General features: G+C 66.7%; 8 protein-coding genes. 7 read left to right on the top strand and 1 reads right to left on the bottom strand.

Going from position 1 to position 7,806, the window contains the following annotated elements:
* The first annotated feature begins 196 nt into the window (after positions 1 to 196).
* The 6 genes from Q664_RS51650 to Q664_RS54570 all read left to right on the top strand — a co-directional run bounded on the left by Q664_RS51650 (position 197) and on the right by Q664_RS54570 (position 5,853).
* The gene (locus tag Q664_RS51650) at positions 197 to 736 is read left to right on the top strand and encodes a MarR family winged helix-turn-helix transcriptional regulator (RefSeq protein WP_052517734.1); all 540 of its coding nucleotides are present in this window, start codon (positions 197 to 199) and stop codon (positions 734 to 736) included.
* Positions 737 to 794: 58 nt separating this feature from the next.
* On the top strand, positions 795 to 2,183 hold the full coding sequence (locus Q664_RS06070; RefSeq protein ID WP_043390834.1) for a cytochrome P450 family protein: 1,389 nt from the start codon (positions 795 to 797) through the stop codon (positions 2,181 to 2,183).
* Between the two features lie 761 nt (positions 2,184 to 2,944).
* Positions 2,945 to 3,547: a hypothetical protein gene (locus Q664_RS06065; protein WP_152621942.1), complete on the top strand. Its 603-nt coding sequence runs from the start codon at positions 2,945 to 2,947 to the stop codon at positions 3,545 to 3,547.
* 36 nt (positions 3,548 to 3,583) lie between these two features.
* A complete protein-coding gene (locus Q664_RS57380) occupies positions 3,584 to 4,231 on the top strand; it encodes a restriction endonuclease subunit S (RefSeq protein WP_152621941.1) in 648 nt (215 codons plus the stop codon).
* Entirely contained in the window at positions 4,212 to 5,660 is a 1,449-nt protein-coding gene (locus Q664_RS06055) for an N-6 DNA methylase (protein WP_160174349.1), read from the top strand. Before Q664_RS57380 ends, Q664_RS06055 begins: the two co-directional genes overlap by 20 nt.
* 22 nt (positions 5,661 to 5,682) lie before the next feature.
* A complete protein-coding gene (locus Q664_RS54570; protein ID WP_084609552.1) occupies positions 5,683 to 5,853 on the top strand; it encodes a transposase in 171 nt (56 codons plus the stop codon).
* Positions 5,854 to 5,933: 80 nt separating this feature from the next.
* Here the strand turns inward: Q664_RS54570 and Q664_RS06045 are convergent, their stop codons facing one another.
* Positions 5,934 to 6,284 (bottom strand): DUF6891 domain-containing protein, encoded by a 351-nt coding sequence (locus Q664_RS06045; protein ID WP_043390826.1) that lies wholly within the window; start codon positions 6,282 to 6,284, stop codon positions 5,934 to 5,936.
* 146 nt (positions 6,285 to 6,430) lie between these two features.
* Here Q664_RS06045 and Q664_RS06040 point away from each other — a divergent pair, with 146 nt between their 5' ends.
* Entirely contained in the window at positions 6,431 to 7,789 is a 1,359-nt protein-coding gene (locus Q664_RS06040; RefSeq protein ID WP_052517731.1) for an IS701 family transposase, read from the top strand.
* The last annotated feature ends 17 nt before the right edge of the window (positions 7,790 to 7,806 follow it).

Here is a 7,806-nt window from a genome sequence, read left to right as displayed (position 1 = left end):
GGCCCACGGGTTGAAGAACGGGCCCGGATACCCTCACCCCGACCCTCTCCCGAGGGGAGAGGGGATGTCCGGTCACATTTCCGCACGGCCCACGGCCAGCCCACCTCACCCCACGGGTGTTGCGGATTCTTTTGCGTCCGATACCTTTAGCCTGGCTAACAATTCGGCCCGGTAGCCCGAGCCCCGGAGCGGAACCATGCCCAGGAACAAGCCTCCGCTCGACCACGCCTTGCGCACCCTCGGGCTCATCCCCCGTCTGTACCGGTGGGCCATGGCGAGCGTGCAAGCCAACCACCTCGGCCGGGAGCTGAGCCTGCGCCAGCTCGGAGTGCTCTACACGCTCCGGGCGGGTCCCTTGTCTCCCGGGCAGCTCGCGCAACGGCAGCGTGTCACCCCCGCCGTCATCACCGGCCTGCTGGATCGCCTGGAGCAGCGCGGCTATGTGCGCCGCGAGGCCGACCCCGAGGACCGGCGGCGCTTGCGCCTCGTGCTGACGGAGAGCGGCCAGGAGGTGAGCCAGGAGGTCCGCCAGGCACTCGCCGGGGAGATGGCGGCCCAGTTCGCCAGCGCCTCCCCCACGGAGCTGAAGGAGCTGGGACGCACCCTGGACCTGCTCGAGCGCGCGTTGGCCGCGCTGGAGGCCCGCACACCGACTCCCCCCGAGACGAACCCGGACGACGACACCGAAGCACCTCCGGCCCGGGCTCCCCGCCGTCGGAGCACGAAACGACAGTGAGCCGTTGAGCAGTGAGCCGTTGAGCAGTGAGCCATTGAAGACCCAGAGAGAGGACGCCATGGCAACCACCCCCCCGAACGAGCCGAAGCAGGAGACCGCCCCCGTCACGCCCCCGCACGAGGCCCCCCGCGCCGACGCCGCGCACCTGTTGGACAGGACGGACCCCGAGTTCTTCGCCCGGGCCCACGGCCTCTATTCCGACCTGCGCGCCCTCGGCCCCGTCGTGCGCGCCCCCATGCGCGGCGACCTCACCGCGGGCGCCCACGCCGAGGGCTCTCCAGAGCGCAAGGCCCGCGAGGCCGGGGACGAGCGCTACTTCATCACCCGCTACGACGAGTCCGTGGCCGCGCTGCTCGATGACCGGCTCTCCTCCGACTTCCGCACCGCGCTGCCTCCGCAGCAGCGCGAGTTCCTCTCCAAGAACATGCCCGAGGAGTTCAAGCCCCTCGCGTTCAGCATCATCATGCTGGACCCCCCGGATCACACCCGGCTGCGCAAGCTGGTGCAGCCCAACTTCACCGCGCGCGCCATGGAGCTGCTCGAGCCGCGCGTCCAGCGCCTCGTGGACGAGCTGCTCGACAAGGCGGAGCAGGCGGCCGCCGCCCGGGGCGAGTCCGCGCCGGAGCGCACCCTGGAGTTCGTCGAGTCCTTCGCCTACCCCCTGCCGGTGCGCGTCATCAGCGACATGCTCGGCATCCCGGAGGAGGACCGGGCCCAGGTGCATGCCTGGGCCGAGCGGCTCCTGCATGCCGAGACTCCGGCCGCGCGGGGGGATCCGGAGGTGCGCGCCGGGCTGAAGTCCTTCGCCAGCTACCTGGAGGGCCTGTTCGAGCGCAAGCGGCGCGCGCCCGGCGAGGACATGATCAGCCAGATGGTGCACGCCCAGGAGGATGGAGACCGGCTCAACCACCAGGAGCTGCTGTCCATGGTGTTCATCCTCTTCTTCGCCGGGCACCTGACGACGGTGAACCTGCTCGGCAACGGCGTCGTCGCGCTGCTGGAGCACCCCGAGCAGCACGCGCGCTTCCTCGCGGACCCGGCCGGGATGAGCAAGGGCATGGTCGAGGAGACGCTGCGCTACTGGGGCCCCGTCGACTACCTGAGCACTCCGCGTATCGCCAAGGAGGAGCTCGCGCTGGGAGACACCCACGTGCCCCAGGGGGCGAGGGTGTCGGTGGGCCTGGCCTCGGCCAACAGGGATCCGGAGCGCTTCGCGAATCCCGACGCGTATGACATTTCACGCCCGGACGCGCACCGGAACATCGCCTTCGGCAAGGGCATCCACGTGTGCATCGGAGCGCCGCTGGCCCGGCTCGAGGCGCGCATCGCCTTCGAGACGCTCTTCCGGCGCTTCCCGAAGCTGCGGCTGGCCGTGCCCTCCAGCGAGCTGCGCTGGGGCGCCGGCGCGGCCATGCGCGGCTTCCACCGCATCCCGCTGTTCTTCTAGCGGGCTTCAGGAAGTCAGGTGAACAAGGAGGCGTTGAAACCAGAGGAGGGCATCTCCCATGGCTTGGTGGCCCAAGAGGTTGGCGACGGAGCAGCGCGAAGAGCGAAGGATGGTGGCAGCACGCCTACTTCGCTCTGGCTGATCGCAGGCCGAGATCGCACGAGAACTGGGAGTAAGCCCTGCGGCGGTATGTAAGTGAGCAGGCTTGTTGAAGACCCATGGGCGAAGTGGTCTGACGGCCCGTCCGCATCCTGGGCGCCATGCGCGCCTGTGCCCGGAGCAGTGGCAGCAACTGGGAGACCTGCTCCAAGTACTGCGCCAGGTGAGCAAACTGATGCCCAGGCCGTCCTTGCTTGAGGCGAGTTCTTCCTCCAAGGTCGTACTCTTGCGCAGGTTGCCACACCAAACAGGCGCGTTCTCCGCGCATTAGGCATTGACGGAGGTCGACCAAGTCCCTATTTTGGTCCGCGTTGTTGTTCGTCGCGGATTAGGCACCCGCTGGTGTCCCCGAACGGGGAAGCAGTGGCGAAGCTTGGCTCATGCCAACGGGTTGGAGCGGCTGAGCTTCCAGCCTTCCTGTGGTCCGGGGCGACGAATGTCGGAAACAAAAAACCCCGGGGTCATCACCAGCGCATGAGCACTGGGAGAGGACGACCCGGGGACGGTGCATGGAACTTATGTCGAACCCTCCGGGTGTGCAATCCATTTCCGCCGTGGCCCTGACGAGGGTCTTGTCGCCCCCTCGCCTGGCGGCTTATCGCTTGAGCCCGAGCGACACGCCCCGCGTCCTCATCGGGCGCTACCGGTGGAACGTGGCGCTGTGCATGTCGCTGTACGGGCCGCTGGGGTATCTGGAGGTGGCCTTTCGTAACAGCCTCCACGAGGCCCTCACGGCATTCAAGGGGACGCCTACCTGGTACGACCTCACCCCTGCGTGGTTGTCGTTACGCGAGCAGGGGGCGATCGCGGCCGCGACGACGGAGCTGGGAAATCGTGGCATGCCGCTGGAGCCCGGCCGTCTGGTGGCCGAACTCAGCTTTGGTTTCTGGACCAGCTTGCTGAGCCGCTCCTACGAGCAGGTCATCTGGCCCTGGCTGCTGAAGCCCGTCTTCCCCCACATGCTCCGGCGGGAGCGGACGCGCCAGCGCGTGGCGGAGCGCATGCATCAGGTTCGCAAGCTTCGCAACCGGGTCTTCCACCACGAGCCCATCTGGCGCTGGCCGGACCTCCCCCAGCGGTATGCGATGCTGGGAGAAACTATCGGCTGGTTCGAACCGGAGTTGAGCCGCATCCTTCCGGATGCGCACACCTTCAACGAGGTTCATGCTAGGGGCTCGACGGCGTTCGAGGTGGACGTTCGATGAGGGCCGCGCGCACATGTGGCGGCCACGGGAGGACCCATGAGCCGCTCTGAAACACGGTGGCCGGCCCTGCCATTGCGCTCCGTGGTGGAGACGCTCTTCGTCGGGCTGCCGGTGTCCAGGCATCAGGCGAAGGAAGGTGAGAAAGCCATCCACGAGCCGGTGCTCAGCGTGGGAGACATCGAGGCGGGCCGAGTCGCTCCTCGCGAGGCGTTGGTCTCGGTGGGGCTGCGCCCGGGGTCGCTGGATCGGTTTCGCATCCAGGTGGATGACCTGCTCGTCTCCTGCCGGGGCACCCTCCAGAAGGTGGCGCGCGTTCCGGAGAGCGCGGCCTCGCTCCTCGTCAGCTCCAATCTCATCGTGGTACGGCCTGGAGAGAAGCTCCTGCCCGCCGTGCTCCTGGCCTTGTTCCGGAGCGCCGCGTGGCAGGGTCGATTGAAGCTTCGCGCCCGGTCCTCATCGGGACTCGTCCAGCTCACCGTCAAGGACCTGGAGGACCTGCCCGTTCCTCTGCCGCCTCGGGAGCTGCAACGAGAGCTCGCGGAACTCATCGAGGCGGAGCAGGCGCACCATCAGGCCGCGCTCCGGGCTGCGGACCTGCGGCGCGCGTTGGTGGATGGAATGGTCTCGGAAATCCTGCTGCCACCCGGAAGGGAGGAACTGCCACATGAACCCGGCAATGACTGAGTTGGTGGGTTTGTTGTGGAAGGCCACGGATGTCCTCCATTCGAATGGGGCGGTTACGCGTGACTCGGCGGCGGGCTACGTCTTCCGCCTGCTGGTGCTGAAGTTCCTGAGCGACGTGACGGACGGGCCTCCAACCTCCGGCGTGCCTCGATTCGTGGTGTCCACCTTGGCCCGCTGGTCCTCGCTGCGAAGTCACGCCTCTTCTGGGCTGGGCGAGCGCGTCAACGATGCCTGCGCAGTATTGGAATCGGCGAATCCATTGCTCAGGGGACTCCTGACGCAGGCGAATTTCAGTTCCATCAGGTTGGGCGACCCGCTGTTGGCCAACCTGATTCAGACGCTCTCGGAGCTTCCTCGTCTGAGTGGAGCGCTGTTATCGGATGGGAGGCTGGGCGAGGTCTCTGACGGCTTCCTCCTCCGGCTGGCAGAGACGAGCGGTCGCACGGGGGGCGAATTCTTCACGCCGCCATCCGTGGCCCTCCTCCTGGCAGAACTCCTGGAACTGCGGGCTGGCATGCGCCTCTATGACCCGGTCTGCGGCGTGGGTGGATTCCTCGTGGAGTGTGCACGCCAGGTCTCGTCCCGGTCCGCGATGAACTTGCCCCACGCGGCGGCCTCGCTCGTGCTGCACGGACAGGAGAAGAACGCGGAGCTGTGGGCCCTGTGCCGGATGAACCTCCTGTTGCACGGCATTGTCGATGCGCGCATTGAGCTTGGCAACGCACTCTGGTCACCCCTGATGACGGAGCAGGGACGATTGAACGAGTACGACGGGATTCTGGCGGATCCGCCGTGGAATCTTGACAACTGGGGTGCCGAGCGGGCCGGGGAGGATGCCTTTGGCCGGTTCAATCCGGTACCACCCGCGCACAACGCGAATTACGCATTCGTGCAGCACTGCCTCGCTGGCCTCGCGGAAGGGGGAAGAGCGGCGCTCCTCCTGCCGCGCGGAGTGCTCTTCCGCAGTAGTGTCGAAGAGGACATCCGCCGCAAACTGCTGGAAGAGGATCGGTTCGAAGCCATCATCGGTCTACCTGGAAACCTGCTCTACGACGTCTCCATCGCGCCTGTCGTGCTGGTCCTGAGGAAGGGAAAGCCCGCCGGCCGGCGCAACCGCGTTTTGTTCATCGATGCTTCCGATGCCGGCGTGAAGAAGGGCAGACGGCGCGCACTGTCTCAAGAGGACATCGGCACTATCGTCAAGGCGTTCCAGGACTTTAGAGGTGACGAGCGCCAGGTGCGTGCGGTTCACCTCGATGAGATAGCCAGGCTCAACTGGAACCTGACCGTCGAGCGATATGTGAAGCGCGAGGACAAACGCGAGCACCTTGATTTGGACGAGCAGCTTGCCTCGCTCGCGGATGCCGAGCAGCAGCGCGACGAGGCCGCACGGCGCATGGATGCTGTTATCAGCAGGCTGAGGCGCTAGCAAACGGTGCGAGGTCACCAGCGTGGTAGCTTCCAAGGAAGTTGCAGACTTTGTGGCGACCCACCCCGACGACTTTCTCATCGAGTGGTTGCCCAGTTACGCCCCGGACACCAACCCAGAGGAGCAATGCAACGCCGTGGTCAAGCGCGAAATGCTCAACGCACTGCCCGGGAGCGTCGAGGAACCGCGCTGAATGGCTCGCAGGAGCTTCGAGCGCCTCCAGCATCGCCCTCAATTCCCACGCTCCTTCTTCCACCACTGCCTCCTCTCTCTTCACTGAACTACCTGAAGATCATTAGCGGTCCCCGGAAACCACAACACCCGGGCGGCCACGGGGCCCCCGGGTGGCAGCGCGAGGATGCCGTTGCGGGTGAGCTCCTGGAAGGCGCGGTCGAGTGCGTCGTTCACCGTGGGCTCGGTCCAGCTGGACTCCTCCACGCGGTGCTCCTCGAGCCGGCGCCGGGCCAGCGCTAGGAGCCGCTCCACTTCGGCGTCGTCACGCAGCTCGTGCCTCGCGAGCTCCTCGAGGGAGGTGAGCACCTGCTTCTCGTTCTGGTAGCCCCCCACCACCGCCGCCTCCAACTGCTCGTGGAGATAGGCGCGGAGATCCTCGTCTGTCGCCATGGACGACCCTCACCCCAGCCCTCTCCCAGACTGGTGTTTCGCCCTTTTTGGGGAGGGGCAGGCAAGCAAGCAACGGGAGAAGTGGCCAGCGACGGCCTTACCTTCGGCGTTGGTAGGTAGGTAACGCGCCAGAAGGAGGGGCCGCCGTGGCCGAGGAAAGTCTGCACGCGCTCATGGGAGTATGGGAGGGGTTGAGGACGGCATTCACCGCGCCGTCCTTCCGATTGTTCATTACCCTGGCGTTCGGGTGGGTGAGTACGCAGGGGCGGCATGCGGTGACGCAGGCGCTGGTGGAGGCGGGGGTAGCGGCGCACAAGCACCATGAAGCCTTCCACCGCTTCTTCTCCCGAGGCACCTGGCAGCCGGACCTGCTGGGGCGTCTACTCTTTGGACTGGTGGTGGGGCTGGTGCCCGTGGGGCAGCTCGTCTTCAGTCTGGACGATACGCTGTGCCCCAAGCGCGGCCCCAAGGTGTTCGGCATTGGCTGCCACCGCGACGCGGTGCTCTCCAGCGGGCGTTACAAGGTGCTGCGTTTCGGCCATGTGTGGGTAGTGCTGGCCGCGGTGGTGCACCTGCCCTTCTGTCCTCGTCCCTTTGCCCTCCCGCTGCTCTTCCGCCTCTACCGCACCAGCAAGGAGTGCCGGCGCCGCGGCCACGTCTACCGCACCAAGAATCAGCTCGCCCGACAGATGGTGGAGGTGCTGCTGCGCTGGGTGCCGGAGGGGACGCTGCGGGTGTGCATGGACGGGGCCTACTGCAACTCCACCGTGGTGCGCGGCCTGCCCGAGCGCCTGGTATTCTTCGGCGTGGCTCGGCCCGATGCCTGCCTCACCGCCGCGCCCCCACCTCGCAAACAGGGCCAACGCGGGCGCACGCCCCTGCGCGGCCAGCGCCTGCCCTCGCCTGAGCAAATGGCCCGCCGACGCTCCGACTGGCGGACACTCCAGCTGCAGCTCTATGGCCAACGTCGCACCCTGCAGGTGCAGTCGCTGGTGGCTCAGTGGTATGGCACCGCCGGGGCTCGCCTGCTGCATCTGGTGGTAGTGCGCCAGCAGGGGGGGAATCGGCGCTGCCGCGTCTTCTTCTGCACCCAACCGGACGTGGACGTCGCTCAACTGCTGCGAACCTATGCCCTGCGCTGGCCCCTGGAAGTCACCTTCCGCGACCTCAAGCAACTGCTGGGCTTCTCCCAGTCCTCGGCACGCCTGCGCACGGCCGTGGAGCGCACCGCTCCCTTCGTCGGCCTGCTCTACACCTCGCTGCTGTTATGGGCCGCCCGGGGAGGCTCGTCGGTGGCTCAGCTGCTGATGCCCGAGCGTTCCTGGTACCACCAGAAAGTGCACCTGAGCTTCGCCGACATCCTTCATGCCGCCCAGCGCGTGCTGGGCCAGCATCAGTCTCTGCTCCCCATCATTCTGGAGTCCTTGTGTCCGACCCCGAAGCGGCGAGAATTTCCTCCCCAGGCCCCTCTTCCCTCTGACGAACTCGCCCTTGCTGCTCCTTAAAAAGGGCGAAACACCAG

Origin of the sequence: Archangium violaceum Cb vi76 (assembly GCF_000733295.1) — a bacterium.
Taxonomy (GTDB): Bacteria; Myxococcota; Myxococcia; order Myxococcales; family Myxococcaceae; genus Archangium; species Archangium violaceum.
Note: the sequence above shows the minus strand (reverse complement) of the source record. Positions and strands in the feature narration are given on the sequence as shown.

Coding starts and splice junctions, on each gene's coding strand:
- Q664_RS51650 (WP_052517734.1), top strand. CDS start 197: ATGCCCAGGAACAAGCCTCCGCTCGACCACGCCTTGCGCACCCTCGGG.
- Q664_RS06070 (WP_043390834.1), top strand. CDS start 795: ATGGCAACCACCCCCCCGAACGAGCCGAAGCAGGAGACCGCCCCCGTC.
- Q664_RS57380 (WP_152621941.1), top strand. CDS start 3,584: ATGAGCCGCTCTGAAACACGGTGGCCGGCCCTGCCATTGCGCTCCGTG.
- Q664_RS06055 (WP_160174349.1), top strand. CDS start 4,212: ATGAACCCGGCAATGACTGAGTTGGTGGGTTTGTTGTGGAAGGCCACG.
- Q664_RS06045 (WP_043390826.1), bottom strand. CDS start 6,284: ATGGCGACAGACGAGGATCTCCGCGCCTATCTCCACGAGCAGTTGGAG.